General features: G+C 40.0%; 17 protein-coding genes, 2 tRNA genes, 3 rRNA genes and 1 pseudogene. 20 read left to right on the forward strand and 3 right to left on the reverse strand.

The window, feature by feature from the left end; all coding sequences use genetic code 11:
* Positions 1-129: 129 nt before the first annotated feature.
* Both E8M05_RS01780 and E8M05_RS01785 read right to left on the reverse strand, forming a co-directional pair.
* Entirely contained in the window at positions 130-870 is a 741-nt protein-coding gene (locus tag E8M05_RS01780) for an amino acid ABC transporter ATP-binding protein (RefSeq protein WP_003063284.1), read from the reverse strand.
* Complete coding sequence (locus tag E8M05_RS01785; RefSeq protein WP_003063286.1) at positions 870-2,441, reverse strand: ABC transporter permease subunit; 1,572 nt, start codon at positions 2,439-2,441, stop codon at positions 870-872. Before E8M05_RS01785 ends, E8M05_RS01780 begins: the two co-directional genes overlap by 1 nt.
* A gap of 132 nt (positions 2,442-2,573) precedes the next feature.
* On the opposite strand from E8M05_RS01785, the gene E8M05_RS01790 reads away from it, so the two are divergent.
* The 9 genes from E8M05_RS01790 (at position 2,574) to sufB (ending at position 12,670) form a co-directional block, all read left to right on the forward strand.
* On the forward strand, positions 2,574-4,469 hold the full coding sequence (locus tag E8M05_RS01790; RefSeq protein ID WP_003063289.1) for a DUF2207 domain-containing protein: 1,896 nt from the start codon (positions 2,574-2,576) through the stop codon (positions 4,467-4,469).
* Positions 4,470-4,520: 51 nt separating this feature from the next.
* Positions 4,521-5,360 (forward strand): undecaprenyl-diphosphate phosphatase, encoded by an 840-nt coding sequence (locus E8M05_RS01795; RefSeq protein ID WP_003063292.1) that lies wholly within the window; start codon positions 4,521-4,523, stop codon positions 5,358-5,360.
* Between the two features lie 80 nt (positions 5,361-5,440).
* Complete coding sequence (mecA, locus tag E8M05_RS01800; RefSeq protein ID WP_003063294.1) at positions 5,441-6,196, forward strand: adaptor protein MecA; 756 nt, start codon at positions 5,441-5,443, stop codon at positions 6,194-6,196.
* A gap of 1 nt (position 6,197) precedes the next feature.
* On the forward strand, positions 6,198-7,361 hold the full coding sequence (locus E8M05_RS01805; RefSeq protein WP_003063296.1) for a glycosyltransferase family 4 protein: 1,164 nt from the start codon (positions 6,198-6,200) through the stop codon (positions 7,359-7,361).
* Between the two features lie 113 nt (positions 7,362-7,474).
* A complete protein-coding gene (gene sufC / locus E8M05_RS01810) occupies positions 7,475-8,245 on the forward strand; it encodes a Fe-S cluster assembly ATPase SufC (RefSeq protein WP_003063299.1) in 771 nt (256 codons plus the stop codon).
* Between the two features lie 73 nt (positions 8,246-8,318).
* Positions 8,319-9,581 carry a Fe-S cluster assembly protein SufD gene (gene sufD / locus E8M05_RS01815; protein ID WP_013851460.1) on the forward strand — a complete coding sequence of 421 codons (1,263 nt, stop codon included), beginning with the start codon at positions 8,319-8,321 and terminating at the stop codon, positions 9,579-9,581.
* A gap of 1 nt (position 9,582) precedes the next feature.
* On the forward strand, positions 9,583-10,815 hold the full coding sequence (locus E8M05_RS01820) for a cysteine desulfurase (protein ID WP_003063302.1): 1,233 nt from the start codon (positions 9,583-9,585) through the stop codon (positions 10,813-10,815).
* Positions 10,802-11,239: a Fe-S cluster assembly sulfur transfer protein SufU gene (gene sufU / locus E8M05_RS01825; RefSeq protein WP_003063303.1), complete on the forward strand. Its 438-nt coding sequence runs from the start codon at positions 10,802-10,804 to the stop codon at positions 11,237-11,239. Before E8M05_RS01820 ends, sufU begins: the two co-directional genes overlap by 14 nt.
* 12 nt (positions 11,240-11,251) lie before the next feature.
* Complete coding sequence (gene sufB, locus E8M05_RS01830) at positions 11,252-12,670, forward strand: Fe-S cluster assembly protein SufB (RefSeq protein ID WP_003063304.1); 1,419 nt, start codon at positions 11,252-11,254, stop codon at positions 12,668-12,670.
* A 48-nt stretch (positions 12,671-12,718) separates the two neighbouring features.
* Here the strand turns inward: sufB and pbp3 are convergent, their stop codons facing one another.
* Positions 12,719-13,957 carry a D-alanyl-D-alanine carboxypeptidase PBP3 gene (pbp3, locus tag E8M05_RS01835; RefSeq protein ID WP_013851461.1) on the reverse strand — a complete coding sequence of 413 codons (1,239 nt, stop codon included), beginning with the start codon at positions 13,955-13,957 and terminating at the stop codon, positions 12,719-12,721.
* Positions 13,958-14,131: 174 nt separating this feature from the next.
* On the opposite strand from pbp3, the gene E8M05_RS01840 reads away from it, so the two are divergent.
* The 11 genes and pseudogenes from E8M05_RS01840 to E8M05_RS01890 all read left to right on the forward strand — a co-directional run bounded on the left by E8M05_RS01840 (position 14,132) and on the right by E8M05_RS01890 (position 25,938).
* Positions 14,132-15,787: a peptide ABC transporter substrate-binding protein gene (locus tag E8M05_RS01840; protein ID WP_013851462.1), complete on the forward strand. Its 1,656-nt coding sequence runs from the start codon at positions 14,132-14,134 to the stop codon at positions 15,785-15,787.
* Between the two features lie 109 nt (positions 15,788-15,896).
* Positions 15,897-16,811 (forward strand): ABC transporter permease, encoded by a 915-nt coding sequence (locus tag E8M05_RS01845; protein ID WP_003063307.1) that lies wholly within the window; start codon positions 15,897-15,899, stop codon positions 16,809-16,811.
* A gap of 10 nt (positions 16,812-16,821) precedes the next feature.
* Positions 16,822-17,853 (forward strand): ABC transporter permease, encoded by a 1,032-nt coding sequence (locus E8M05_RS01850; RefSeq protein WP_136596400.1) that lies wholly within the window; start codon positions 16,822-16,824, stop codon positions 17,851-17,853.
* 11 nt (positions 17,854-17,864) lie between these two features.
* A complete protein-coding gene (locus E8M05_RS01855; protein WP_003063311.1) occupies positions 17,865-18,911 on the forward strand; it encodes an ABC transporter ATP-binding protein in 1,047 nt (348 codons plus the stop codon).
* Positions 18,911-19,839 (forward strand): annotated as a pseudogene (locus E8M05_RS01860) (ABC transporter ATP-binding protein). Before E8M05_RS01855 ends, E8M05_RS01860 begins: the two are co-directional and overlap by 1 nt.
* 498 nt (positions 19,840-20,337) lie before the next feature.
* A 16S ribosomal RNA gene (locus E8M05_RS01865) occupies positions 20,338-21,886 on the forward strand.
* Positions 21,887-21,941: 55 nt separating this feature from the next.
* A tRNA-Ala gene (locus E8M05_RS01870) sits at positions 21,942-22,014 on the forward strand.
* 144 nt (positions 22,015-22,158) lie between these two features.
* Positions 22,159-25,017 (forward strand): 23S ribosomal RNA (locus E8M05_RS01875).
* An 82-nt stretch (positions 25,018-25,099) separates the two neighbouring features.
* Positions 25,100-25,215 (forward strand): 5S ribosomal RNA (rrf, locus tag E8M05_RS01880).
* The 16S, 23S and 5S rRNA genes sit together here with 2 tRNA genes alongside, the layout of an rRNA operon.
* A gap of 5 nt (positions 25,216-25,220) precedes the next feature.
* Positions 25,221-25,294: transfer RNA gene (locus tag E8M05_RS01885), tRNA-Asn, on the forward strand.
* A 158-nt stretch (positions 25,295-25,452) separates the two neighbouring features.
* Entirely contained in the window at positions 25,453-25,938 is a 486-nt protein-coding gene (locus tag E8M05_RS01890) for a sigma-70 RNA polymerase sigma factor region 4 domain-containing protein (RefSeq protein ID WP_043910355.1), read from the forward strand.
* Positions 25,939-26,405: the final 467 nt, after the last annotated feature.

Below are 26,405 nucleotides of genomic sequence, written 5' to 3' on the forward strand. Positions count from 1 at the left end.
TATCGTTAGTATAAGCTAGGAAACTTATAATTATATTAAAAAGATTTTTTGAAAAATGTTAGCAATTTTATGCTATTTAGAAACTAAAAAAAGCTGGGATGTTGTTGTCTCCAGCTTTGTATTTAAACTTTATTTTAAGAAACGTTGTAAGAAAACTTTTGTACGTTCTTGTTGTGGATGTTCAAAGATTTGTTCAGGTGTTCCCTCTTCGGCGATAACGCCTTTATCCATGAAAATCACACGGTCAGAAACTTCTTTGGCGAATTCCATTTCGTGAGTAACGATAATCATTGTTAAACCAGATTTGGCAAGGTCTTGCATTGTTTTTAAAACTTCTCCGACCATTTCTGGGTCAAGGGCTGAAGTTGGTTCGTCAAAGAGCATTGCTTCAGGGTTGACAGAGAGGGCGCGTGCGATAGCCACACGTTGTTTTTGACCGCCAGAGAGTTGTTTTGGTTTTGCTTTCCAGTATTGCTCTGTCATACCGACTTTTGTAAGATTTTCTTTAGCGATTTTTTCAGCTTCGTCACGTGAACGTTTGAGAACAGTTGTTTGGGCAACGATGGCATTTTCTAAAACGTTAAGATTTTCAAAAAGGTTAAATGATTGGAAAACCATGCCCAATTTTTCACGATATTCTGTCAAATTATAATCTTTTTTAAGAACATTTTGCCCGTGAAAGAGGATTTCACCAGCTGTTGGTTCTTCTAAAAGGTTGATAGAACGAAGAAATGTCGATTTTCCTGAACCTGATGAACCGATAATCGAAATAACTTCACCTTTAGTTACTGAAAGTGAAATATCTTTGAGGACTTCATTTTGTCCGTAAGATTTTTTTAAATGTTTAATATCAATGATAGCTTGTGTCATTATTTCACCTCTTTCGTTTGGTTTTGGTTAGCACCAGTTGTGTAGGTGTCCGCATCGAAACGACGTTCAATAAATCGTAGGATACGTGTCACAGTAAAGGTGAGGATAAAGTAAATAATCGCGATAATAGTAAATGTTTGGAAATATTGATAAGTTTGTGTCGCAACGGTGTTACCTGAGAAGTAAAGTTCGACAACGGAAATAACGTTCAATACAGAAGTATCTTTGATATTGATGACAAATTCGTTACCTGTTGCTGGCAAAATATTGCGGACAACTTGTGGAAGAACGATTTTGCGCATGGTTTGTCCGTGGGTAAATCCGAGTGCTGTTGCGGCTTCGAATTGACCTTTATCAACGGCGAAGATACCACCGCGGACGATTTCGCTCATGTAAGCACCAGTATTGATTGAAACGATAAGGACAGCGGCTAAGGTACGGTCAATTGAGATTCCAAAAGCTTGAGCAGTACCATAGTAAATAACCATCGCTTGTACAATCATTGGCGTACCACGAAAGACTTCAATATAGACATTGAGTACCCAACCGAAAGCTTTTTGAAGTCCAGCTAATACTTTATTGGCAGCTTTTGGAGCGGTACGATAAACACCGATGAGAAGTCCGATAAAGAGACCGACAACTGTACCAATAATTGAGATGAAGAGTGTCACTCCAGCACCACGTAAGAATTGATTCCAGTTATTTTTGAAAATTGTCCACATGTCAGTGAAGAAGTTGCTGTTTTCATCTTCTTCAGAATTATCAGATGGTTGTTCTTCAATCATTTTATCCATGAGTTCCAAACGTTCATCTTCTGAAATACCAGCTAAAACAGCGTTGACTTTAGCGAGCATTTCTGTGTCGTCTTTGCGAAGACCAACGGCAATAGCTGTATCAGATTCTGATGTTGAAAAACCTTGACCTTCTTCAAATGAAATCATCTTGAAGTCGCTATTAGCGTTTTCGGCTGAGATGGCATCTGGACGTTCAGAAACATAACCGTCAATGATACCAGATTCAAGAGCTTGACGCATTTGGTTGAAGTCACCCATGGCAGTTTCTTTAGTTGCACCGCTAATTTGGTCAATGAGGTTATAAAGGTAAACACCTTGTTGAGATGTTAATTTTGCACCTGAAAAGTCAGCTAGAGATGTTGCATTGGCATAATCGCCTTTTTTAGAAACAACGATTACGGGATAACTTGTGTAGTAACTATCTGAAAAGGCAATTTCTTTTTTGCGTTCATCAGTTGGGCTCATTCCGGCAGCAATCATATCGATTTTCCCAGAAGTAAGTGCAGGAATTAATCCTGTCCAAGTTGTTTTGACAACGAGAAGTTCCTTGCCTAAACTGTCTGCAATTTTCTTAGCAATTTGGACATCATATCCGTTAGCATATTGATTAGTTCCTTCAATAGGAACAGCTCCGTTAGAATCATCATCTTGTGTCCAGTTGAAGGGAGCGTAGGCAGCCTCCATACCGATACGAAGGTATTCGTCAGCGTGTATGCTAGTCATTCCTCCAAAGAGAAGAAGAACAGCTGCAAAACAACTTAAAAGTAACTTTTTCATTTAAGACTCCTGTCTATTCTTATACCCTACCATTTTACAAGAAATAGATTTTGATTTCAATATAATCATCCTAAAAATAGAATATTTATACAATGAAATATGGTAAAATAAGGGAGAGGAAAGGAGTAGGAGATGATGAAAAAATTAACATTATTTTTACTTGCTATTATGACATTTTTGGGATTGTCCGTTCAGGTTAATGCTGAAGTTGACTACAGTATTAGCCATTATGACGGTGTTTTAGAAATACATAACGATAATTCAGCTGATTTTATTCAGAAGATTACGTATCAGTTTGATTCGTCTTATAATGGGCAAATTGTAACATTGGGAGAAGCTGGTAATATGCCAGCTGGTTTTTCGGTAAATAGTCAACCTGAAATTTCGGCAGAAGTTAATGGAACTAGCAGAGAAGTTGACACTAGAATTTCTAATCTTGGTGATGGTTATGAAGTGAAAGTTTATAATGCTGGTTCGAGTGGTGATACTGTTGTGGTTACTGTGCACTGGCAATTATCGCAATTGTTGTTTCCGTATTCAGATGTTGTCGAATTAAACTGGGTACCAATCAGTGATTGGGATGAAACCTTGCATAATGTGAATTTTACGGTAACCACGGATAAGTCCACTTCCAATCGCCAATTGTGGGCACATACAGGTTATCTGAATTCAACAACAGTTACCAAAATGTCGAATGGTTATCAAATTTCAGCTAAAAATGTTAGTGGTAAATTGGAGCTACACGCTTATTGGGACCATTCAATTTTTGAAAATGTTAGCTTATCATCTAAGAATCGAAAGTCAGCTATTATCAAACAAGAGGCTAAAATTGTTCATAGAAGTCAAGTTTTACAGATGTTGTTATTTTATATCTTGCCAGCAATTGTTATTATATTGATAGTGGGTGCTTTAGTGGTATTTTTCAGAGCATTCAGACTTGCTGGACAATATGAACATTTTGATAGAAAAATACGTTCTTACGAAGCGCCAGAGGACTGGTCGCCACTTTTAGTATTGAAATACATTTATGATGTGGATCTGCAACATTTGGATACTAAAGGCAGTTCAATTCCACAAAAGTTTAATTTTGAGACAGCTATGCAAGCAACCTTGCTTGATTTGATTGACCGTAAGGTTATTAGCGTTGATAATAAGGAGTTGTTCTGTCATCTTGATATGCCGATGATGGATTATGAAGCCGAAGTGATTGATATGGCATTTGGTGGAAAAGAGAAAATAATTATTGATGATCTTTTTGCTGATTACCATTTTGATGATACTTTGCTGAATAAGTATAAAAAACAATATAAAGGTAAAACACTAGAAAGCAAGCTTAATAAGATAGGAAATGATTTTAATCGCCGATACAATGCTAAATTGAATAGCATTAATAAGTTAGTGGAAAAAGAGGTGACGAGTCAAAACTTACCAGCTATTCGTCAAGAATTATCTGAAGGAACTAAGAGTACCATTTCGTTGGCACGTCGCTTCCTACTGGTAGCAATGCTCTTAGTAACTTTAAGCGGCGTTTATTCATTTATGCAGGAGCATTGGATTTTTCTCATATACGGTACTTTACTAGCAATTGTGATTTTCATGCTGTTTTACATTAACCGAAAAATGCATTATTCTACCGAACATGGAACGATAACAGCTGAGGGTCAACAATGTGTGCAAGCATGGGTTAGCTTTACCAATATGATGCGTGACATTGATAAATTTGATAAAGTTGATATTCAAGGTGTCGTTGTTTGGAATCGTATCTTGGTTTATGCTACTTTATTTGGTTATGCTAAACGGGTGCAAAAATACCTTGATTTTAATGCTATCAAGCTTGCAAATGAATCGGTTATTTTAACCAATCAAGAACTAGGTTATATGATTGGTATGCATACTCATCAGCTAGGATTAGCTAGTCACAATGCGAACATGGCTGCTCATTTTTCCGTTTCCTCTGGTAGCTCCGGCTCAGGTGGCGGGGGAGGATTCTCTGGCGGCGGAGGCGGAGGTGGAGGCGGAGCGTTTTAAAAACGCTTCAAATCTGCTATAATTGAAGAGATATAAATTTAAGGAGAACTTATGTTATTTTTCGAACTACTAAAGGCTATCTTTTTAGGGATAGTTGAGGGAATTACAGAGTGGTTACCTGTTTCAAGTACAGGACACTTGATTTTGGTTCAAGAGTTTATCAGTTTGAACCAAAGCAAAGCGTTTTTGGATATGTTCAATATTGTTATCCAATTGGGAGCAATATTGGCTGTTATCGTAATTTACTTTAAACGTTTGAACCCATTTCAACCTGGTAAAACAGCGCGTGAAGTCCAATTAACATGGCAATTATGGTTAAAAGTTGTTATTGCTTGTATTCCATCAATTTTGATTGCGTTGCCGCTTGATGATTGGTTTGAAGCACATTTTAATTACATGGTTCCAATCGCCATTGCTTTGATTGTTTATGGGATTGCTTTTATCTGGATTGAAAAACGCAATGCTAATGTTGAACCGCAGGTTACTGAACTTGCTCGTATGCCTTATTTAACCGCTTTTTGGATTGGTTGCTTCCAAGTTCTTAGTATTATTCCAGGGACAAGTCGTTCAGGTGCTACAATTCTAGGGGCAATTATTGTGGGGACAAGTCGTTCAGTTGCCGCTGACTTTACTTTCTTCCTTGCTATCCCAACAATGTTTGGTTATAGTGGCTTGAAGGCAGTTAAGTTCTTCCTAGATGGAAATGTTCTTAGTTTCAGTCAATTTTTAATTTTAATGGTTGCTAGTGTGACAGCATTCCTTGTCAGCCTTTACGTTATCCGCTTCTTGACTGATTATGTTAAAAAACATGATTTCACTATTTTCGGTAAATATCGTATCGTTTTAGGTTCGATTCTTATTGTTTATAGTATCTTGAAAGCTATCTTTTAATAACTAAGCAGCCTCTCAAGGGCTGCTTTTATAGCGTAAAAATTGAAAAAGTCCGACTTTTCTTGTATAATGTAATTAGTATGGAAATGAAACAGATTAGCGAGACAACGCTAAAAATAACGATTAGTATGGAAGATTTGGAAGAACGTGGCATGGAGTTGAAAGATTTTTTGATTCCACAAGAAAAGACAGAGGAGTTCTTCTACTCAGTAATGGACGAATTAGATTTACCAGATAATTTCAAAGATAGCGGAATGCTTAGTTTCCGTGTGACACCAAGAAAAGACCGTATTGATGTCTTTGTTACAAAATCTGAAATTAATAAAGAAATTAATTTTGAAGATTTAGCTGCATTTGACGACGTGTCAAACATGTCACCTGAGGAATTTTTCAAAACATTGGAACAAACAATGCTTTCTAAAGGTGATACTGAAGCGCATGAAAAATTAGGAAAAATTGAAGAAATGATGGAAAGTGCTGTTGAGGAGGTTCTCACAGAACAAGCTCAAACAGAACCATCAGAAGATGACATTAATCCATCTGACTATGTTCATTATGTCTTTGATTTTCAAACGCTTGAAGCTGTAGTAGCCTTTGCTAAAGCAATTGATTTTCCGGTTGAAGCATCAGAACTCTACAAAGATGGTGGTCTTTACCACATGACCATTTTACTTGATTTACAAAATCATCCGTCATACTATGCGAATTTGATGTATGCTCGTTTGTTGGAATATGCTAGCACAGGTACAAAAACGCGTGCTTATTTGCAAGAGCACGGTCTTGAAATGTTAGCAGATGACGCTGTTGTAAAATTAAAAATGATTGAGTTGGTATAATATGGCACCCTTTACAATTGAATATGTTCTTGTTTTAATCGGCGCTTTCTTACTATCATTATTTTTGACACCGATTGTTCGTTTTATTGCATTTCGTGTTGGAGCTGTTGATAATCCAAATGCTAGACGTGTCAACGAAGTACCTATGCCAAGCAGCGGTGGATTAGCAATTTTTATCTCTTTCTTGATTTCAGCCTTAATTCTAATGCCAAGGGTTTTGAAAGAGCCGATATGGACAACATCTTATTTTGATTATATTTTGCCAGTCGTTATTGGTGGATTGATTATCACAACGATTGGTTTTATCGATGATATTTACGAATTGAAACCTAAGACAAAAATGGCAGGCATTATTCTTGGAGCTGTTGTTGTCTGGGCATTTACAGATTTCCGATTTGATAGTTTTAAAATACCGTTTGGCGGTCCTTTGCTCGAGTTTAATTCAGTAATTACTTTCTTTTTAACCGTCTTTTGGATTATTTCGATTACCAATGCAATGAATTTGATTGACGGTTTAGATGGTTTGGTTAGTGGCGTATCAATCATTAGCCTTGTTACAATGGCTTTGGTTTCGTATTTCTTTTTACCGCAAACTGATTTTTACCTAACGTTGACAATCTTACTTTTGATTGCTTGTATTGCAGGTTTCTTCCCTTATAACTACAACCCTGCGATTATTTATCTGGGAGACACGGGTGCTCTGTTTATAGGTTTTATGATTGGTGTTTTATCATTGCAAGGGTTGAAAAATTCAACAGCTGTTGCCGTGGTAACGCCAGTTATCATTCTTGGTGTACCAATACTAGATACTACTGTGGCGATTATTCGTCGTAAATTGTCAGGGCGTCCAGCGACGGAAGCAGACAAGATGCACTTGCATCACCGCCTTTTGGCAATGGGATTCACGCATCGTGGAGCAGTTTTAGTGGTTTATGGTATTGCCATTCTCTTTTCACTTATCGCCTTGTTGCTAAATGTCTCTAGCCGTCTTGGCGGTGTGCTTTTAATGGTTGGTGTTGCCTTTGCTTTAGAAGTCTTTATTGAAGGGCTAGAAATTTGGGGAGTAGGGCGTACACCACTCTTTGATACGCTTAAATTTATCGGAAATAGCGATTATCGCCAAGCAACCATGCTAAAATGGAAAAATCGCAAAAATAATAAGTGATTGAAAAGCCTATTATGGCTTTTTTTTGATATAATGACTAGTAACCCTATAGAACTGCGGTAATTTTCAGAAAAAAGTTACTGTCGTATTTGATTAATTGGAGGAATGTACACATGTCTGTACTTGAAATAAAAGATCTTCATGTTTCTATTGAAGATAAAGAAATTTTAAAAGGTGTCAATCTAACCCTTAAGACTGGAGAGATTGCTGCGATTATGGGACCTAATGGTACTGGTAAATCAACTTTATCAGCAGCTATTATGGGAAATCCAAATTATGAGGTTACTCAAGGCGAAATTTTGCTTGACGGTGAAAATATCCTTGAACTCGAAGTTGACGAACGTGCACGTCTTGGGCTTTTTCTTGCTATGCAATACCCATCTGAAATTCCAGGAATTACCAATGCTGAATTTATCCGTGCAGCTATGAATGCTGGAAAAGAAGATGACGATAAAATTTCAGTTATGGATTTCATCACAAAACTTGATGAAAAAATGGAATTTCTTGGCATGAAAGAAGAAATGGCAGAACGTTACCTTAACGAAGGTTTCTCAGGTGGTGAGAAAAAACGTAATGAAATTCTTCAATTGCTAATGCTCGAACCTAAATTTGCACTTCTTGACGAAATTGATTCAGGACTTGATATCGATGCTCTTAAAATTGTTTCAAAAGGTGTTAACGCTATGCGTGGCGATAATTTTGGAGCTATGATTATTACTCACTATCAACGACTTCTCAACTATATTACGCCAGATGTGGTGCATATTATGATGGATGGACGTGTTGTTCTTTCAGGTGATGCTGAACTTGCTGCCCGTCTTGAAAAAGAAGGCTATGCAAAAATTGCAGAAGAACTTGGACTAAAATACGAAGAAGAAGTGTAATTGATGATGTCAGAGTCTGCTTTTGGCAGACGATACTCGTATGATGACTATGAAAAGGAGTAAACATCAAATTATGACGAAAGAATCTATCCTAAATTTTTCACAAACAAAGGCAGAACCTTTATGGCTACAAGAACGTCGTTTGACTGCCTTTGATAATATAGATAAATTGACATTACCTGAAATCAACCGTGTTAAATTTCACCGCTGGAACTTAGGTGATGGGACGATTTCAGAGGACCAAGCACTTGCTAATGTCCCTGATTTCACAGCACTTGGAGACAATCCAAAACTTGTTCAAGTCGGTACACAAACCGTTTTAGAACAATTACCAACTGATTTGATTAATAAAGGTGTTATTTTCACCGATTTCTATACAGCTTTGGAAGAAATTCCTGATATTATTGAAAAGTATTTTGGAGCAGCGCGTGATTTTAAAGAAGATAAGTTAGCTGCTTATCACACCGCTTATTTTAATAGCGCAGCTGTTCTTTACGTTCCTGATAATATTGAGATTGAAGAGCCAATCGAAGGCTTATTTTATCAAGATAAAGCTAGTGATGTGCCGTTTAACAAGCATATTTTAATCATTGCAGGGCGCAATAGTCGCATTAATTATTTGGAACGCTTTGAAACAATTGGCGAGGGTGATGCTCAAGCAACAGCGAATATCAGCGTCGAGGTTATTGCACTTGATGATAGCCAAATAAAATTTTCAGCTATTGACCGTCTGGGTGAGAATGTCACAACATACATTAGTCGTCGTGCTCGCCACGGTAAAGATGCTAGTGTCGATTGGGCACTCGGTATCATGAATGAAGGCAATGTTATCGCTGATTTCGATTCAGATTTGTATGGAAATGGTAGCCATGCCAATCTTAAAGTTGTTGCAGCATCATCAGGACGTCAAGTCCAAGGTGTGGATACACGTGTGACAAACTACGGCTGCAATTCAATTGGTCATATTTTACAACATGGTGTTATTTTAGAACGTGGAACACTGACATTTAACGGTATTGGACATATTATCAAGGGAGCAAAAGGAGCAGATGCACAACAAGAAAGCCGTGTTTTAATGCTTTCTGATAAAGCACGTTCTGACGCCAATCCAATTTTGTTAATTGATGAAAATGATGTAACGGCAGGTCATGCGGCTTCAATTGGACAAGTTGACCCCGAAGATATGTATTATTTGATGAGTCGTGGACTTGATAAGGATACAGCAGAGCGCTTGGTTATTCGTGGTTTCTTGGGCGCTGTTATTACGGAAATTCCTGTAAAAGAAGTCCGTGATGAAATGATTGCGGTATTAGACCGTAAATTGGAGAATCGTTAGAATGTCAGCATTAGATGCGCATAACATTTATCAAGACTTTCCTATTCTTGACCAAATTGTCAATGATGAACCATTAGTTTACCTTGACAATGCGGCAACAACACAGAAACCACAACAAGTTCTTGATACACTTAACGACTATTACCATAAGACAAATGCCAATGTTCACCGTGGTGTTCATACTTTGGCTGAACGTGCAACGGCTGCTTACGAAGCTAGTCGTGAAAAGGCACGCCAATTTATTAATGCCAAGTCAACAAAAGAAATTCTTTTCACACGAGGCACTACAACTGGACTAAACTGGATAGCAGGTTTTGCAGAAGAAGTGCTCCAAAAAGACGATGAAGTTCTCATTTCAATCATGGAACACCATTCAAATGTCATTCCATGGCAAGAAGCTTGCCGTAAAACGGGAGCAAAATTAGTCTACGCTTACCTCAAAGACGGACAACTTGACATGGCAGACTTGCAAAGTAAATTGTCACCCAAAACAAAATTTGTTAGTGTTGCCCACGTTTCAAATGTCCTTGGTTCAATTCAACCTGTCAAAAAAATAGCAGAGCTAGCTCACCAAGTTGGGGCATATATGGTTGTTGACGGTGCGCAATCAGCACCTCACATGAGCATTGATGTTCAAGATTTGGACTGCGATTTCTTTGCTTTTTCGGGACATAAAATGCTAGGACCAACGGGTATTGGTGTCCTTTATGGTAAAGAAGAATTGCTTAATCAAATGTCACCAATTGAATTTGGTGGCGAAATGATTGATTTTGTCTATGAACAAGAGGCAACATGGAAAGAATTACCATGGAAGTTTGAAGCAGGAACACCCAATATTGCGGGAGCTATTACTTTGGGAGCAGCTATTGATTACTTAACCAATATTGGTATGGACGCCGTACATGCTCACGAACAAGAATTAGTAAATTACGTCCTTCCGAAATTGCAAGCTATTGATGGTTTGACGGTTTACGGACCACAAGACCCAAGTCAACACATGGGAGTAATTGCCTTTAACTTAGATGGCTTACACCCACACGATGTGGCAACGGCACTAGATTATGAAGGTGTCGCTGTGCGTGCAGGACACCATTGTGCACAACCATTGATTACTTATCTTGGTATTCATTCAGCTGTGCGTGCAAGTTTTTATATCTATAATACGAAAGAAGATTGTGATAAACTGGTAGAAGCAATTCTTAAAACAAAGGAGTTTTTCAATGGCACTTTCTAGATTAGATAGTCTTTATATGGCGGTAGTTTCTGACCACTCCAAAAGTCCACATCACCATGGAAAATTAGAAGATGTTGACCAAGTCAATCTTAACAATCCAACTTGTGGTGATGTGATTTCTTTATCAGTGAAGTTTGACGGTGATCGTATTTCGGATATCGCCTTTGCAGGTGATGGTTGTACCATTTCGACAGCTTCATCAAGCATGATGACAGATGCCGTTATCGGTAAAACAAAAGAAGAAGCGCTTGAACTGGCTGAGATTTTTTCAAAAATGGTTCAAGGTGAAAAAGATGATGCTCAAAAAAGACTAGGCGAAGCTAGTTTTTTGGCAGGGGTTTCAAAATTTCCGCAGCGAATCAAGTGTTCAACACTTGCTTGGAATGCTCTGAAAAAAGCTATTGAAAACGATAGTAAGGATTAGAAAGGTAACTAGATGCCTGAAAAAAATGAAAAAATAACTCCAAAGCCAATTGATATCGGTGATTATCAATTTGGCTTTCATGACGATGTAACACCTATTTTTTCCACAGGAAAAGGAATCAGCGAAGCTGTTGTTCGTGAAATGTCAGCAGAAAAAGGCGAACCAGAATGGATGCTTGAGTTCCGCTTGAAATCATTGGAAATTTTTAATAAAATGCCAATGCAAGATTGGGGACCTGATTTGTCAGATATTAATTTTGATGAGATTAATTATTATCAAAAAGCTTCTGACAGACCAGCGCGTTCATGGGATGATGTTCCAGATAAAATTAAAGAAACGTTTGAACGTATCGGAATTCCTGAAGCTGAACGTGCCTACCTCGCAGGAGCGTCAGCTCAGTACGAATCAGAAGTCGTTTATCATAACATGAAAGATGAGTACGATAAGTTAGGAATCATTTTCACAGATACGGATTCTGCTTTGAAAGAGTATCCTGACCTCTTTAAAAAATATTTTGCTAAGCTAGTTCCGCCAACGGATAACAAATTAGCAGCTTTGAATTCAGCGTTTTGGTCAGGTGGAACATTCATCTACGTGCCAAAAGGGGTTAAGGTCGATATCCCTTTGCAAACTTATTTCCGTATTAACAATGAAGCAACAGGGCAATTCGAACGAACATTGATTATCGTTGATGAGGGGGCAAGCGTTCATTATGTCGAAGGATGTACCGCACCAAATTATTCATCAGCAAGTTTGCATGCCGCTATCGTTGAAATTTTTGCACTTGAAGGCAGTTATATGCGTTATTCAACGATTCAAAACTGGTCGGACAACGTGTATAACTTGGTAACAAAACGTGCCACAGCCAAGAAAAATGCAACTGTTGAATGGATTGACGGTAACCTTGGTGCGAAAACAACCATGAAATACCCATCTGTTTACCTTGACGGCGAAGGTGCGCGTGGCACAATGTTGTCAATTGCTTTTGCTAATAAAGGGCAACACCAAGACACAGGTGCAAAAATGATTCACAATGCACCACACACCTCATCTTCGATTGTTTCAAAGTCCATTGCCAAAGGTGGTGGAAAAGTTGACTATCGTGGTCAAGTGACTTTCAATAAGGAATCTAAAAAATCAGTTAGTCATATTGAATGTGATACCATTATCATGGATGATATTTCGCGTTCAGATACCATCCCTTTCAACGAAATTCATAATTCACAAGTTGCACTTGAGCATGAAGCTAAAGTTTCAAAAATCTCAGAAGAACAACTTTATTATCTTATGAGCCGAGGTCTTTCAGAACAAGAAGCAACAGAGATGATTGTTATGGGATTTGTTGAACCGTTCACAAAAGAATTACCAATGGAATACGCCGTTGAACTTAATCGATTGATTAGTTATGAAATGGAAGGTTCTGTTGGGTAATAGACTAAAAGAGACAAGCCAAAGGCTTGCCTCTCTTATATATGAAAATTAAAGTTTTTCATTAACAAAAGTGACGAAGTGATTCCACCATACCTTGAAGAAAATACTTCTATCAATATCTGTCTTAGCAACTGCAGTTACACTTGGTTCAGAATCAAGATAACCAGTTCCTACAATTTGGGTGTCATTATAAGTAATGGTTCCAACTTTTTGCCCTTTAGTAATAGGAGCATCATAGCCGTCTGCATTAGTTGAAAAATCAGCAGAAACATCAGTATTAATACGATGAACAACTTTTAAATCTTCAGAAGCAACAGCAGCAACTGATTTTGCTTTACCGTCATTAACCGTAGCTTTACTACTTTGGTAAGATTTCCCTGCTTTGACAAGTGTCACCATTTCATAGTTTGATTTGACATAATCTAGCAAGTCATTTGTTGCTTCAAAACGAGCGTATTCATCATCTTCCCAACCATCTGCATTCATAACAACAGAAATAATACGCATACCATTTTCAGTTGAAGTAGCCACAAAAGAAGCGCCAGCTAATTCTGTCGTACCTGTTTTAAGACCGTCAACCCCTGAGCGTTCATATGGCATACCTTCTAACATATAGTTGTAGGTATTCATCGTAGTGCCATCAAAGTCAGCAGTTGTTTGACTTGTGATTTTTAAAATATCGGGATACTCAGTGATTAAGTGCTGAGCAATAATAGCAACATCTCGAGCGCTCATCATATTTTCATCAGTTGAACTTGAACCTGGGTAGATATTATCACCAAGATAACTATTATTAAGACCAGAGGCATTGACAATTGTGGCATCTGTGATGCTCCATGCTTCCAATTGTGCTTTCATCATATCGACAAATTTACTTTCAGTACCGCCGATTTGTTCTGCAAGGGCAATAGCTGCGCTGTTTGCACTAGCGACCATTGCTGCATTTACAAGTTGTTCAACCGTATATTCGCGTGCTTCCATAGGAACATTACTAGCATCAGAATTCGCTGTCAAATTATAAGCATAATCTGAAATAGAAACTTTGGTATCCCAAGAAATTTTTCCTTCATCAATAGCCTTATAAACTAAGTAAACAGTTAAAATCTTGGTCATAGATGCAATTCCGTCAGGTGTGGTTGCATCTTTTTCATACAATACTTTTCCTGTGGTAGCTTCAACAGCAATAGCGTGTTCGGCAGATACATCAAAATCATCATCTGCGCTAACTTTGCTTCCTACTGCAAGAAAAGTCAGAAAAATTGCAAAAAACGCAAAAATCTTCTTCATTAGAAGTTCCATCCTTTGTAAAAAAATTAATCATTATGATTATACCATATAATTATCGTGTTAGATAATCTGACAAAAAATTCTGACAAAAGTATTTTCTTTAAGAAAAGTTTATGATATAATTCTATTTGTCAAATAATATAATTTTAGAGAGAATATCAGGAGGAGCGTCACATGTCATTAAAACGTAAAGCATGGAAGCGCATTGGATTGGGGGCGATTACCCTATTTTCAGCAGCATCTTTAGCAGCCTGTGGAGGTAGTAGTTCATCGTCATCATCAAGTAGTGATGAAATTAATTGGTATACACCAACAGAAATTAGCACTTTGGATATTTCGAAAGTTACGGATGCTTATTCATCAATTGCTATCGGGAATTCAGGAAGTAACCTTCTTCGTCGTGATGAGGACGGAGACTTACAGCCAGATTTGGCTGAAAAAGTAGAGGTCTCTGATGATGGTTTGACTTATACAGCAACATTGCGTGATAATTTAAAATGGTCTGATGGTAGTGACTTAACAGCCGAAGATTTCGTTTATACATGGCAACGTATTGTTGATCCATCAACAGCTTCAGAGTATGCTTATCTTGTATCAGATGCACATGTCTTAAATGCTGATGAGGTTATTGCTGGAACAAAAGGTGTTGACGAGCTAGGAGTCAAAGCTGATGGAAATAAAGTCATCTTTACACTATCTAGCCCATCGCCACAGTTTATGAGCCTACTTTCGTTCGCTAACTTTATGCCACAAAGCAAAGAATTTGTTGAAAAAACTGGAGATGATTACGCAACAACTTCTGAAAAAGCGTTGTATTCTGGTCCATATACAGTTGAAGATTGGAATGGAACAAGTGGAACATTTACACTTGTGAAAAACAAATATTATTGGGATGCTGATAATGTTAAAACGAAGAAAGTAAACGTTCAAACTGTTAAGAAAGCTGACACAGCCGTACAAATGTATAAAGACGGTGAGCTTGATACAGCTAGCATTTCAGGAACAGATGCAATCTACAACGCTAATAAAAACCGTGATGATGTTGTAGATGTTCCTGAAGCAACAACAGCTTACATGGTTTACAATGAATCAGGTTCAACAGAAGCCTTGACAAATACAAAAATTCGTCAAGCGCTTAATTTAGCAACTGACCGTGAAGGTATTGTCAAAGCAGCTATTGATACAGGTTCTACAGTGGCTAATGCACTAGCTCCTACGGGGTTAGAAACGTTACCAGATGGAACTGATTTGTCTAAATATGTGGCCGCTGATTATAGTTATGATGAAAAAGAAGCTGCTAAGCTTTTTAAAGAAGGTTTAGCTGAACTTGGAACTGACTCAGTTACTTTAACGATTACAGCAGATTCTGATTCGCCAGTTGCTAAAGCGACAGTAGACTATATCAAGCAAACTTGGGAAGATGCTCTACCTGGTTTAACAGTTGAAGAAAAACTTGTGACTTTCAAACAACGTCTACAAGATTCAAAAAATCAAAACTTTGATATTGTAATGACACTTTGGACTGGTGATTACCCAGAAGGATCTACTTTCTACGGATTATTTACTTCAACTTCTTCATATAACTATGGTAAAATTTCTGATGCTACTTATGACGCTGCCTATCAAAAAGCTCTTACAACAGATGCTTTAGATCCAGCAGCAGCAGCTGAAGATTATAAGACAGCGGAAGCAGAGCTTTATAACAATGCTCACTATAACCCACTTTACTTCCGCAGTACAAAATCACTTCAAAACCCATCAATCAAGGGACTTGTTCGTAATTCTACTGGATTACAAGTTGACTTTACATACGCTTATAAAGAGGATTAATCTTTAATAGTGACTATATTGGGCAAGAATTGGTTGCGACCAATTCTTGCTTTTGTTGACAGGAAATTTTTTCTCCTGCCAACAAAAGCAATAAAGAGAAGGAAATATTATGGTAAAATACATTCTTAAACGTGTTGCGATTCTGCTTATAACACTCTGGGTCGTGGTCACCCTATCGTTTTTCCTCATGCAAGTTATGCCTGGGACACCTTACAATAATCCCAAACTGACTGATGAGATGATTGCTCTAATGAACAAACAATATGGTTTGGATAAGCCAGTATGGCAACAATACCTTACTTATCTTTGGAATGTTCTTCACGGTGACTTTGGTACAAGTTACCAATCAATTAACCAACCGGTATCACGTTTGATTTCACAACGTTTGGGCGTTTCTATCCAACTTGGTGTTCAAGCGCTTGTTATTGGGTTTATTGCTGGTATTTTGGTTGGTGCTGCTTCAGCACGTAACAAAAATAACTGGATTGACGGCGTCCTTAGTGTTATCTCAACATTAGGTATTTCTGTGCCTTCATTCATTATCGGTCTTTTCCTTTTGGTACTTCTTGGTTTCAAATGGAGCCTATTCCCACTTGCTGGTTGGGGAACATTTGCACAGACTGTCATGCCATCACTTGCCTTGGCAATTCCAGTATTTGCTCAAGTAACACGTTTCTTCAGGGGACAAATGATTGAAACATTGAGTTCAGATTATATCCAATTAGCAACTGCTAAAGGGTTGACTAAACGTCAAGTAACTCGTAAGCACGCTTACCGTAACTCAATGATTCCAGTCTTAACTTTGGTTGGACCTATGGCAGCAAACCTTTTGACAGGTTCAGCATTGATTGAACAAATTTTCTCAATTCCAGGAATTGGTCAACAATTTGTCACATCTATTCCAGCTAAAGACTACCCAGTAATCATGGGGACAACTATTGTATATGCAATGATGTTGATGGTTGCCATTTTGGTAACAGATATTGCAACAAGTATTGTTGACCCTCGTGTACGCTTGCAGTAAGGAGAATAATATGGCAGAAAAAAATAGAGAATTTAAACTTGTTGGTGTTGGTTCAGCCAGCTCACAAGAAAAAATCGAAAAGCCTGCTCTTTCTTTCATGCAAGATGCTTGGCGTCGTTTGAAAAAAAATAAATTAGCTGTCGTTTCAATGTGGTTCTTGGCTATCTTGATTGTCTTTTCAATGATTTCAGTCGTGTTAGTTCCGCGTGATGATGCTAATGCATTTAACACAAAAGAAGTTACAACATATCGTAACCTTCCACCCAAAATTAGCGATAATCTTCCATTCTGGAATGGGACAATTACTTATTCTGGGAGTACAGAAGCAACAGATGTTTATGCTGATCAAGGTGTACCAGAAGGAACAAAATTCATTTTAGGTACTGATAATTTGGGACGTAGTATTGCCAAACGTATTATTGTTGGTGTTCGTATTTCCCTTCTTATCGCAATCGTAGCTACTTTGATTGACCTTTTGATTGGTGTAACATACGGTTTGATTTCAGGTTATGTCGGCGGTAAAGTCGATATGATTATGCAACGTATCATTGAAGTTATTTCATCAATTCCTAACTTGGTTATTGTAACAATGCTAGGGCTTTTGCTTGGTAATGGTGTCACATCAATCATCATTTCAATTGCTATTGTCGGTTGGACTTCAATGGCTCGTCAAGTGCGTAACTTAACACTTTCTTATCGTGAACAAGAGTTTGTTCTTGCAGCTCGTTCATTGGGTGAAAGTGCGCCAAAAATTACTTTTAAACATATTCTTCCAAATATTTCAGGGATTATTATTGTTCAAATCATGATGACAGTTCCGAGTGCCATCATGTACGAAGCTGTTCTTTCAGCTATCAACCTTGGGGTGAAACCACCTACAGCATCACTTGGTTCATTGATTACTGATGCCCAAGAATATTTACAATATTACCCTTATCAAGTTATTTTACCAGCCCTTGCTTTGGTATTGATCTCACTTGCCTTCATCTTATTAGGTGATGGACTTCGTGATGCATTCGATCCAAAATCTGGTGATCGTTAGGAGGAAAAACTATGACTGAAGAAACAATTTTACAAGTTAAAAACCTCCGTGTAGATTTCCATACCTATGCTGGGGAAATTAAAGCTATTCGTGATGTCAGCTTTGACTTAAAAGAAGGCGAAACGCTTGCCATTGTTGGTGAGTCAGGTTCAGGTAAATCTGTAACAACAAAAACGTTGATGGGCTTGTCAGCTTCAAATGCAGAAGTTACAGGAGACATCGATTTTAAAGGTAAAAGATTAATAGAATTAAAAGAAGACGAATGGATTAAGGTTCGTGGAAATGAAATTGCAATGATTTTCCAAGACCCTATGACAAGTCTTGATCCAACAATGAAAATTGGTCAACAAATTGCTGAACCAATTATGATTCATGAAAAAGTTTCTAAAGAAGAAGCTTTAAAACGTGCTTTGGAACTCATGAAAAATGTTGGTATTCCAAACGCAGAAGAACATATTAATGATTATCCGCACCAATGGTCAGGTGGTATGCGTCAACGTGCTGTTATTGCAATTGCCTTGGCAGCAAATCCAGATATTTTAATTGCTGATGAACCTACAACAGCCTTGGACGTAACTATTCAAGCACAAATTTTGAATTTAATGAAACAAATTCAAAAAGAACGTGGCTCATCAATCATCTTTATCACGCATGACCTCGGTGTTGTTGCGGGAATGGCTGATCGTGTTGCTGTTATGTATGCTGGTAAGATTATTGAATATGGGACAGTAGACGAAGTATTCTATAACCCGCAACATCCATATACTTGGGGGCTTTTGAATTCAATGCCAACAACAGATACTGAAGCAGGAAGCCTTCAATCTATCCCAGGTACACCGCCAGATCTCCTCAATCCACCAAAAGGTGATGCTTTTGCACCACGTAACGAGTTTGCTTTAGATATTGACTACGAGGAAGAACCACCAATGTTTAAAGTTAGTGATACGCATTTTGCAGCTACATGGTTGTTAGATGAACGTGCACCTAAAGTAACACCACCATTACCAATTCAAAAACGTTGGGCAAAATGGAAAGAACTTGAAGGGAGAAAAGCTTGATGACTGAAAATAGAAAAAAGCTTGTTGAACTTAAAAATGTATCATTGACTTTTAACGAAGGTAAAAAGAACGAAGTAAAGCTATTGATAATATCAGTTTTGATATTTACGAAGGTGAAGTTTTCGGTCTTGTTGGAGAATCAGGTTCTGGTAAGACAACCGTTGGTCGTGCTATTTTGAAATTGTACGATATTAATAAAGGTGAAATTGATTTTGATGGTGAAACCATCTCTCACCTTAAAGGGAAAGAATTGCACGAATTCCGTAAAAATGCTCAAATGATTTTCCAAGACCCACAAGCTAGTCTTAATGGTCGTATGAAAATTCGTGACATTGTTGCGGAAGGACTTGACATCCATAAATTAGTTAGCAGTAAAGAAGAGCGTGACCAAAAAGTTCAAGATTTACTTGCTTTAGTTGGACTTAACAAAGACCATTCAACACGCTATCCACATGAATTTTCAGGTGGACAACGTCAACGTATTGGTATCGCTCGTGCTCTTGCCGTTGAACCAAAGTTCATCATTGCCGATGAACCAATTTCAGCCCTTGACGTGTCAATCCAAGCTCAAGTTGTTAACCTTATGCAAAAACTTCAAAGAGAACAGGGTTTAACATATCTCTTTATCGCTCACGATTTGTCAATGGTTAAATACATCTCAGATCGTATTGGGGTTATGCACTGGGGTAAAATGCTTGAAATTGGAACATCTGATGATGTTTATAATCATCCAATTCACCCATATACTAAGAGCTTGTTGACTGCAATTCCAGAACCAGACCCAGAGTCTGAAAGAAATCGTATCCATGAAGAGTATGATCCAAGTGTAGAACTAGATGGCCAACCACGTGAAATGCGTGAAATTACACCTGGACACTTTGTTCTTTGTACAGAAGCAGAAGCAGAAGCTTATAGAAAAGAATTATAAGACAAAGAGAAGGTTTTCCTTCTCTTTTTTGTATATCTAAATTTCAGCCTCCAATCGCCCTTTTTACGCCTCCCCTACACCTTTTCCACAATCTCCTTAGTCATATTCTCTACTACACCCCGTGAGGGGGACAAGCCACACTTAAAAAAGTTGATAGAAGTAGTTGACAGTTTATCTTAAGTTTAGTATACTAGTTGAGCTGTCGTAAGAGAGCAGGAGTCAGGCTTACAGAAAATCTAAAAAAGAAGTTGACAAAGTAAGTTTGAGATGATACACTAATATAGCTGTTGTCCGAGATGTTCAGCAGTAATCAGATTGAAACAGATTTGAAGAAAACTTTAAAAAAGTAGTTGACAAGCTGTTTTAGATTTGATAGAATATAGAAGTTGTCTCACGAGAGACAAAGACCTTTGAAAACTGAACAAGACGAACCAAACGTGCGGGTTGAGAAATCGACCTGTTAAGAAATAATCTGTCAGTGACAGAATGAGAACAAGATTAAATGAGAGTTTGATCCTGGCTCAGGACGAACGCTGGCGGCGTGCCTAATACATGCAAGTAGAACGCTGACTACTTTAGCTTGCTAGAGTAGAAGGAGTTGCGAACGGGTGAGTAACGCGTAGGTAACCTGCCTACTAGCGGGGGATAACTATTGGAAACGATAGCTAATACCGCATAACAGTGTTTAACACATGTTAGATGCTTGAAAGATGCAATTGCATCACTAGTAGATGGACCTGCGTTGTATTAGCTAGTTGGTGGGGTAACGGCCCACCAAGGCGACGATACATAGCCGACCTGAGAGGGTGATCGGCCACACTGGGACTGAGACACGGCCCAGACTCCTACGGGAGGCAGCAGTAGGGAATCTTCGGCAATGGGGGCAACCCTGACCGAGCAACGCCGCGTGAGTGAAGAAGGTTTTCGGATCGTAAAGCTCTGTTGTAAGAGAAGAACGTGTGTGAGAGTGGAAAGTTCACACAGTGACGGTAACTTACCAGAAAGGGACGGCTAACTACGTGCCAGCAGCCGCGGTAATACGTAGGTCCCGAGCGTTGTCCGGATTTATTGGGCGTAAAGCGAGCGCAGGCGGTTTAATAAGTCTGAAGTTAAAGGCAGTGGCTTAACCATTGTTCGCTTTGGAAACTGTTAAACTTGAGTGCAGAAGGGGAGAGTGGAATTCCATGTGTAGCGGTGAAATGCGTAGATATATGGAGGAACACCGGTGGCGAAAGCGGCTCTCTGGTCTGTAACTGACGCTGAGGCTCGAAAGCGTGGGGAGCAAACAGGATTAGATACCCTGGTAGTCCACGCCGTAAACGATGAGTGCTAGGTGTTAGGCCCTTTCCGGGGCTTAGTGCCGCAGCTAACGCATTAAGCACTCCGCCTGGGGAGTACGACCGCAAGGTTGAAACTCAAAGGAATTGACGGGGGCCCGCACAAGCGGTGGAGCATGTGGTTTAATTCGAAGCAACGCGAAGAACCTTACCAGGTCTTGACATCCCGATGCTATTTCTAGAGATAGAAAGTTTCTTCGGAACATCGGTGACAGGTGGTGCATGGTTGTCGTCAGCTCGTGTCGTGAGATGTTGGGTTAAGTCCCGCAACGAGCGCAACCCCTATTGTTAGTTGCCATCATTTAGTTGGGCACTCTAGCGAGACTGCCGGTAATAAACCGGAGGAAGGTGGGGATGACGTCAAATCATCATGCCCCTTATGACCTGGGCTACACACGTGCTACAATGGTTGGTACAACGAGTCGCAAGTCGGTGACGGCAAGCAAATCTCTTAAAGCCAATCTCAGTTCGGATTGTAGGCTGCAACTCGCCTACATGAAGTCGGAATCGCTAGTAATCGCGGATCAGCACGCCGCGGTGAATACGTTCCCGGGCCTTGTACACACCGCCCGTCACACCACGAGAGTTTGTAACACCCGAAGTCGGTGAGGTAACCATTTAGGAGCCAGCCGCCTAAGGTGGGATAGATGATTGGGGTGAAGTCGTAACAAGGTAGCCGTATCGGAAGGTGCGGCTGGATCACCTCCTTTCTAAGGAAAAACGGAAGCACGTTTGGTAGTCTTGTTTAGTTTTGAGAGGTCTTGTGGGGCCTTAGCTCAGCTGGGAGAGCGCCTGCTTTGCACGCAGGAGGTCAGCGGTTCGATCCCGCTAGGCTCCATTGAATCGAAAGATTCAAAGTGATTGTCCATTGAAAATTGAATATCTATATCAAATTCCACAATTAGAAATAATTGTAGAAAGTAACAAGAAATAAACCGAAACGCTGTGATTTAATGAGTTTAAGGTCAATAGACCAAAATAAGGTTAAGTTAATAAGGGCGCACGGTGGATGCCTTGGCACTAGAAGCCGATGAAGGACGTGACTAACGACGAAATGCTTTGGGGAGTTGTAAGTAAACATTGATCCAGAGATGTCCGAATGGGGGAACCCGGCATGTGAAGCATGTCACTCATTACTGTTAAGGTAATGAAGAGGAAGACGCAGTGAACTGAAACATCTAAGTAGCTGCAGGAAGAGAAAGCAAACGCGATTGCCTTAGTAGCGGCGAGCGAAACGGCAAGAGGGCAAACCGATGTGTTTACACATCGGGGTTGTAGGACTGCGTTGTGGGACGCAAGATTATAGAAGAATTACCTGGGAAGGTAAGCCAAAGAGAGTAATAGCCTCGTAATCGAAATAATCTTAAACCCTAGCAGTATCCTGAGTACGGCGAGACACGAGAAATCTCGTCGGAATCCGGGAGGACCATCTCCCAACCCTAAATACTCTCTAGTGACCGATAGTGAACCAGTACCGTGAGGGAAAGGTGAAAAGCACCCCGGGAGGGGAGTGAAATAGAACCTGAAACCGTGTGCCTACAACAAGTTCGAGCCCGTTAATGGGTGAGAGCGTGCCTTTTGTAGAATGAACCGGCGAGTTACGATATGATGCGAGGTTAAGTTGAAGAGACGGAGCCGTAGGGAAACCGAGTCTTAATAGGGCGCTTTAGTATCATGTCGTAGACCCGAAACCATGTGACCTACCCATGAGCAGGGTGAAGGTGAGGTAAAACTCACTGGAGGCCCGAACCAGGGCACGTTGAAAAGTGCTTGGATGACTTGTGGGTAGCGGAGAAATTCCAAACGAACTTGGAGATAGCTGGTTCTCTCCGAAATAGCTTTAGGGCTAGCGTCGATGTTAAGTCTCTTGGAGGTAGAGCACTGTTTGATTGAGGGGTCCATCCCGGATTACCAATATCAGATAAACTCCGAATGCCAATGAGATATAATCGGCAGTCAGACTGCGAGTGCTAAGATCCGTAGTCGAAAGGGAAACAGCCCAGACCACCAGCTAAGGTCCCAAAATATATGTTAAGTGGAAAAGGATGTGGGGTTGCACAGACAACTAGGATGTTAGCTTAGAAGCAGCTATTCATTCAAAGAGTGCGTAATAGCTCACTAGTCGAGTGACCCTGCGCCGAAAATGTACCGGGGCTAAAACATATTACCGAAGCTGTGGATACCTATTATAGGTATGGTAGGAGAGCGTTCTATGTGTGAAGAAGGTGTACCGTGAGGAGCGCTGGAACGCATAGAAGTGAGAATGCCGGTATGAGTAGCGAAAGACAGGTGAGAATCCTGTCCACCGTAAGACTAAGGTTTCCAGGGGAAGGCTTCGTCCGCCCTGGGTTAGTCGGGACCTAGGAGAGACCGAAAGGTGTATCCGATGGCCAACAGGTTGATATTCCTGTACTAGAGTATATAGTGAAGGAGGGACGCAGTAGGCTAACTAAAGCGTGCGATTGGAAGAGCACGTCTAAGCAGTGAGGTGTGATATGAGTCAAATGCTTGTATCTCTAACATTGAGCTGTGATGGGGAGCGAAGTTAAGTAGCGAAGTTAGTGATGTCACACTGCCAAGAAAGCTTCTAGCGTTAATTATACTCTACCCGTACCGCAAACCGACACAGGTAGTCGAGGCGAGTAGCCTCAGGTGAGCGAGAGAACTCTCGTTAAGGAACTCGGCAAAATGGCCCCGTAACTTCGGGAGAAGGGGCGCTGGCTTTAAGTCAGCCGCAGTGAATAGGCCCAAGCAACTGTTTATCAAAACACAGCTCTCTGCTAAATCGTAGATGATGTATAGGGGGTGACGCCTGCCCGGTGCTGGAAGGTTAAGAGGAGCGCTTAGCGTAAGCGAAGGTGTGAATTGAAGCCCCAGTAAACGGCGGCCGTAACTATAACGGTCCTAAGGTAGCGAAATTCCTTGTCGGGTAAGTTCCGACCCGCACGAAAGGCGTAATGATTTGGGCACTGTCTCAACGAGAGACTCGGTGAAATTTTAGTACCTGTGAAGATGCAGGTTACCCGCGACAGGACGGAAAGACCCCATGGAGCTTTACTGCAGTTTGATATTGAGTATCTGTACCACATGTACAGGATAGGTAGGAGCCTATGAAATCGGGACGCTAGTTTCGGTGGAGGCGTTGTGGGATACTACCTTGTGTTATGGCTACTCTAACCTAGATAGGTGATCCCTATCGGAGACAGTGTCTGACGGCAGTTTGACTGGGGTGCGGGTCGCCTCCTAAAAGGTAACGGAGGCGCCCAAAGGTTCCCTCAGAATGGTTGGAAATCATTCGCAGAGTGTAAAGGTATAAGGGAGCTTGACTGCGAGAGCTACAACTCGAGCAGGGACGAAGTCGGGCTTAGTGATCCGGTGGTCCGCATGGAAGGGCCATCGCTCAACGGATAAAAGCTAACCCTGGGGATAACAGGCTTATCTCCCCAAGAGTTCACATGCGACGGGGAGGTTTGGCACCTCGATGTCGGCTCGTCGCATCCTGGGGCTGTAGTCGGTCCCAAGGGTTGGGCTGTTCGCCCATTAAAGCGGCACGCGAGCTGGGTTCAGAACGTCGTGAGACAGTTCGGTCCCTATCCGTCGCGGGCGTAGGAAATTTGAGAGGATCTGCTCCTAGTACGAGAGGACCAGAGTGGACTTACCGCTGGTGTACCAGTTGTCTTGCCAAAGGGCAAGCGCTGGGTAGCTTGCCAAGCATCTTTAAGCCCATTATCTAGATTTAATATCAGTAAGAGCCTGAGAGATGATCAGGTAGATAGGTTAGGAGTGGAAGTGTGGTGACACATGTAGCGGACTAATACTAATAGCTCGAGGACTTATCCAAAGTAACTGAGAAGAATTGACAGCGCGTCGGAAACTTGTTAGAATATATAGGTATTCAATTTTGATTGGATAATCAATCAGAGTTAAGTGATGATAGCCTAGGAGATACACCTGTTCCCATGCCGAACACAGCAGTTAAGCCCTAGAACGCCTGAAGTAGTTGGGGGTTGCCCCCTGTTAGATATGGTAGTCGCTTAGCTTTTATCCGCCATAGCTCAGTTGGTAGTAGCGCATGACTGTTAATCATGATGTCGTAGGTTCGAGTCCTACTGGCGGAGTAAGAAAACGGTAGTAACAGTTCTAGGCTGTTGCTTTTTTTATCTTACTTCATAGTTTTTTGACCATGACAAAAATGTCATGGTCTTTTTGTACTTTTCTTTTATAATGGTGATACCTTTTAAGTAGGGAAATTAAGTTCTAAGGAGATTTGAAAATGATGGAAGCATTTGAAGCCTATTTTGAAAAAGTTAAACCGATTGTACTTAAGTTGCGTCGTCACTATTTTGTTAAACTGTGGGACTACGATGATTGGTTACAAGAGGGACGGGTGGTTCTTTTCCGCCTTTTACAAGAAAAGCCAGACGTGTTGCAGGATGAGTTGTCCCTTTATTCTTATTTTAAAACAAAGTTTTCCAACTATCTCAAGGATGTGATTCGTCATCAGGAAAGCCTGAAACGCAAGTTTAATCAGCTACCATATGAGGAAATTAGTGATGTGGGGCATTGTTTAGCACAAACAAGTTTTCTGGACCTGGCGGATTATGTGGCTTATCAGGAGCGGCTGCAAGCGGTTGAGCAGCGACTGGGAATAGAGGCACGAGAGAAATTGGCGAAGGTGATGCGTGGGGAACGCTTTGAGGGAAAAAAGGCTTTTCTAGCCCAGATTGAGCCCTTCTTTAACGAGTTTAAAAATAATTTCTAAATATTGAAAACATTATTTGGAGAGTACAAGGCTATAGAATAATATAGATGCAAAAAGAGCCTGAGATAAAAAGGATTGAGAACTAAAAAATAGAGAGTCACCTTTTGTATGAGTCTCTATTTTTTAGTTCTCTTCGTGTTTCTGTTGTATTTAAGGTGGTTATTGGGCGTAAGCCCCAATCCTATATTAATGGTTATTTTTTTTTTGCTCTCAGGTTACAAACATTGTAACCTGAGAGCCTTTATCTGGCTGAAGACCAGTTTCACATTACCTTTGTGTTGTGCGAAAATCTGACTGCTTTCTTCAGATAGAAATGCTTGACTTTCTTGGTATTTCAACTCTTGATAGCTGCCATTGACATAAATAGCTTTTTGAGGGAAACATTTGGTTGTAAACTACGATATTGATTTCTTGTTCAAAACCTGTTGCTGTTTTCCTAATCTAGGTGTGTGAAAATGGATGCTCCT

Source organism: Streptococcus pasteurianus (assembly GCF_004843545.1).
GTDB classification, from domain to species: domain Bacteria; phylum Bacillota; class Bacilli; order Lactobacillales; family Streptococcaceae; genus Streptococcus; species Streptococcus pasteurianus.

What these genes read in the sequence shown, in the direction of transcription:
- E8M05_RS01780 (WP_003063284.1), bottom strand. Translation starts at nt 870, where the DNA reads ATGACACAAGCTATCATTGATATTAAACATTTAAAAAAATCTTACGGA.
- E8M05_RS01785 (WP_003063286.1), bottom strand. Translation starts at nt 2,441, where the DNA reads ATGAAAAAGTTACTTTTAAGTTGTTTTGCAGCTGTTCTTCTTCTCTTT.
- E8M05_RS01790 (WP_003063289.1), top strand. Translation starts at nt 2,574, where the DNA reads ATGATGAAAAAATTAACATTATTTTTACTTGCTATTATGACATTTTTG.
- E8M05_RS01795 (WP_003063292.1), top strand. Translation starts at nt 4,521, where the DNA reads ATGTTATTTTTCGAACTACTAAAGGCTATCTTTTTAGGGATAGTTGAG.
- mecA (WP_003063294.1), top strand. Translation starts at nt 5,441, where the DNA reads ATGGAAATGAAACAGATTAGCGAGACAACGCTAAAAATAACGATTAGT.
- E8M05_RS01805 (WP_003063296.1), top strand. Translation starts at nt 6,198, where the DNA reads ATGGCACCCTTTACAATTGAATATGTTCTTGTTTTAATCGGCGCTTTC.
- sufC (WP_003063299.1), top strand. Translation starts at nt 7,475, where the DNA reads ATGTCTGTACTTGAAATAAAAGATCTTCATGTTTCTATTGAAGATAAA.
- sufD (WP_013851460.1), top strand. Translation starts at nt 8,319, where the DNA reads ATGACGAAAGAATCTATCCTAAATTTTTCACAAACAAAGGCAGAACCT.
- E8M05_RS01820 (WP_003063302.1), top strand. Translation starts at nt 9,583, where the DNA reads ATGTCAGCATTAGATGCGCATAACATTTATCAAGACTTTCCTATTCTT.
- sufU (WP_003063303.1), top strand. Translation starts at nt 10,802, where the DNA reads ATGGCACTTTCTAGATTAGATAGTCTTTATATGGCGGTAGTTTCTGAC.
- sufB (WP_003063304.1), top strand. Translation starts at nt 11,252, where the DNA reads ATGCCTGAAAAAAATGAAAAAATAACTCCAAAGCCAATTGATATCGGT.
- pbp3 (WP_013851461.1), bottom strand. Translation starts at nt 13,957, where the DNA reads ATGAAGAAGATTTTTGCGTTTTTTGCAATTTTTCTGACTTTTCTTGCA.
- E8M05_RS01840 (WP_013851462.1), top strand. Translation starts at nt 14,132, where the DNA reads ATGTCATTAAAACGTAAAGCATGGAAGCGCATTGGATTGGGGGCGATT.
- E8M05_RS01845 (WP_003063307.1), top strand. Translation starts at nt 15,897, where the DNA reads ATGGTAAAATACATTCTTAAACGTGTTGCGATTCTGCTTATAACACTC.
- E8M05_RS01850 (WP_136596400.1), top strand. Translation starts at nt 16,822, where the DNA reads ATGGCAGAAAAAAATAGAGAATTTAAACTTGTTGGTGTTGGTTCAGCC.
- E8M05_RS01855 (WP_003063311.1), top strand. Translation starts at nt 17,865, where the DNA reads ATGACTGAAGAAACAATTTTACAAGTTAAAAACCTCCGTGTAGATTTC.
- E8M05_RS01890 (WP_043910355.1), top strand. Translation starts at nt 25,453, where the DNA reads ATGGAAGCATTTGAAGCCTATTTTGAAAAAGTTAAACCGATTGTACTT.